The organism is Streptococcus mitis, from assembly GCF_001579035.1.
GTDB lineage: Bacteria > Bacillota > Bacilli > Lactobacillales > Streptococcaceae > Streptococcus > Streptococcus mitis_J.
The window spans coordinates 450,677-453,269 of the sequence record NZ_KQ970285.1; the positions used below are offsets into that span (position 1 = coordinate 450,677).

A 2,593-nucleotide genomic window follows, 5' to 3' on the forward strand; every position below is an offset into this window, starting at 1 on the left:
TTGTCTCCTGAAAGTTGATTGGCATTGATGATAGCATAAGCGTACTGGCTATCATTAATCCACTTATCTTCTTTAAGATTAACAATGACTTGAGAAATTGTTTTTGCATCAATATCGTATTTTTTTAGATATTCTCTGACCTCTTTTTCAGTGCGTGCTTTAAAGGATAAATGGTAGAGGGCCAGATTCTTACCATAAGAAAATTGAGCAAAGTCCTGAATCTCTTTCAATTCCTCTTCGCTTATCACCTTATCTCTCGATAACATAAAACGAACAATTGTATCTTCGGTGATGTAGCATTTGTCGCCATTATCAAGCTCCATCAGATAGAGTCTTTTTTTCTTTTCAAGTTTTGTGATTTTCATAATTTCCTTTCATCTAAATGCTTCGAAAGCTGCAACAAGTCGGAGTTTATCCATATCTACATATTCTCTACCGTAATAGTCGAGAAATAATTCAGCATACGTAGCATCTTGTAGGTTGTAATGAAGGGACCAAATTGCCCAAAAGAGGTCGATATGTCGGTCACTAAAACCAGCCAATCCCAAGTCAATAAAGCAAGAAAAATGCGAGGCATCCTTCAAGATGAAATTTGGCAGGCAGGCATCTCCATGAATAAAAGCATCAGCTTTGAGAAGGAGACCTTTCTCTTGTATCAGTTGGTAAGCTTCTTCACGACTGTGAATATGAAATTGAGGCAGAAGAGTCTTGTTATAAAAAGTCCCCTTCTGATAGTTTTTTAAGGCTTTTTCTTTATAACGCTTCAGATGATTTTCCGACGGAAAAGATTGTGGTTTAAGACTGTGAAGTTTGTTTAATGCTTGTGCCAGAGTTTGACAGAGTTTTTCGGGTTGATTTAAAAAATCGAGAGCGTTTCTGCCAATGGCTTCTTTGGTCAGAAGGAAGTCCTTTTTTGCTGATAAATAGATAATCACTGGGGTTCCCAATCCTTCAGTTTCGAACCAAGTTGCAATCTTAGCTTCTTGAGCTAATCTGCCTTTTTGATCTATTTTTAAATAGTAACCTGAATCTATATATAGGACAGTTGCACTTGAATGAGAAGAACTATCAGAGAGATTAGCTCCCTTGATATAGCTTCGTAATTGTTCAGGGAAATCTAGTATACTAAAGCGAGGTGTTTTTGAATTCATGCTTTTATTGTAACATATTCTTAAATATCTTAGAAACTCCATGGTATAATAGACCTATGAATCTAAAAATAAAACAAAAAATACCATTAAAAATCAAGCGTATGGGAATTAATGGTGAGGGAATTGGCTTTTACCAAAAAACTTTAGTCTTTGTACCCGGTGCTCTCAAAGGCGAAGATATCTATTGTCAGATTACTTCTATTAAACGCAACTTTGTTGAGGCAAAATTATTAAAGGTCAACAAGAAGTCTAAATTTCGAGTTGTGCCAGCTTGTACTATTTATAATGAGTGCGGAGGCTGCCAAATCATGCACCTGCATTATGATAAGCAGCTGGAGTTCAAGACGGATTTGCTTCATCAAGCGCTGAAAAAATTTGCTCCTACAGGATATGAAAACTATGAAATTCGTCCGACAATTGGTATGCAGGAACCAAAATATTACCGTGCTAAGTTACAATTTCAGACTCGAAAATTTAAGAATCAGGTCAAGGCGGGCTTATATGCACAAAATTCTCACTATTTAGTAGAGTTGAAAGACTGCCTGGTACAAGACAAGGAAACCCAAGTGATTGCTAATCGTCTAGCGGAATTACTTACTTTTCACCAAATTCCAATCACGGATGAGAGAAAAGTTCTAGGTGTTAGAACTATAATGGTTCGACGAGCAAGAAAGACTGGACAGGTTCAGATTATTATTGTTACAAATCGTCAGCTTAATTTTACCCAACTAGTGAAAGACTTAGTTAAAGATTTTCCAGAAGTTGTGACAGTAGCTGTGAATACAAATACAGCTAAAACCAGTGAGATTTATGGTGAAAAGACAGAGATTATCTGGGGACAAGAGAGTATTCAAGAAGGTGTACTCGATTATGAATTTTCACTATCTCCTCGAGCTTTCTATCAACTAAATCCTGAACAAACAGAGGTTCTTTATAACGAGGCGGTAAAAGCCTTGGATGTAAATAAAGAAGACCATTTGATTGATGCTTATTGTGGAGTTGGAACGATTGGATTTGCCTTTGCAAAGAAAGTAAAAACACTCAGAGGTATGGATATTATTCCAGAAGCTATTGAAGATGCCAAGCGAAATGCTAAAAGAATGGGATTTGACAATACGCATTATGAAGCTGGAACAGCAGAAGAGATTATTCCTCGTTGGTACAAGGAAGGCTACCGAGCAGATGCTCTGATTGTGGACCCACCACGTACAGGTCTGGATGATAAGTTATTAGATACTATTCTTACTTATGTACCAGAAAAAATGGTTTATATTTCTTGTAATGTTTCGACCTTGGCTCGTGATTTGGTACGCTTAGTAGAAGTCTATGATCTTCATTATATCCAGTCGGTCGATATGTTCCCACATACAGCTCGAACTGAAGCTGTTGTAAAATTAATAAAAAAAGTTTAAAAAAGGTGTTGACAAAGTTTGAAAAGTCGG

3 protein-coding genes are annotated in these 2,593 nt (G+C 36.7%); 1 reads left to right on the top strand and 2 read right to left on the bottom strand.

Annotated elements, in window-relative coordinates; translation table 11 throughout:
* Together SMIDD26_RS02270 and SMIDD26_RS02275 are read right to left on the bottom strand one after the other, a co-directional pair.
* Positions 1-365 (bottom strand): regulatory protein RecX (locus SMIDD26_RS02270; protein ID WP_061438771.1); only part of this gene is annotated, 365 nt, incomplete at its 3' end.
* A 9-nt stretch (positions 366-374) separates the two neighbouring features.
* The gene (locus tag SMIDD26_RS02275; protein WP_061438772.1) at positions 375-1,151 is read right to left on the bottom strand and encodes an aminoglycoside 3'-phosphotransferase; all 777 of its coding nucleotides are present in this window, start codon (positions 1,149-1,151) and stop codon (positions 375-377) included.
* A 56-nt stretch (positions 1,152-1,207) separates the two neighbouring features.
* Here SMIDD26_RS02275 and rlmD point away from each other — a divergent pair, with 56 nt between their 5' ends.
* Complete coding sequence (rlmD, locus tag SMIDD26_RS02280) at positions 1,208-2,563, top strand: 23S rRNA (uracil(1939)-C(5))-methyltransferase RlmD (protein ID WP_061438773.1); 1,356 nt, start codon at positions 1,208-1,210, stop codon at positions 2,561-2,563.
* Positions 2,564-2,593 lie beyond the last annotated feature (30 nt).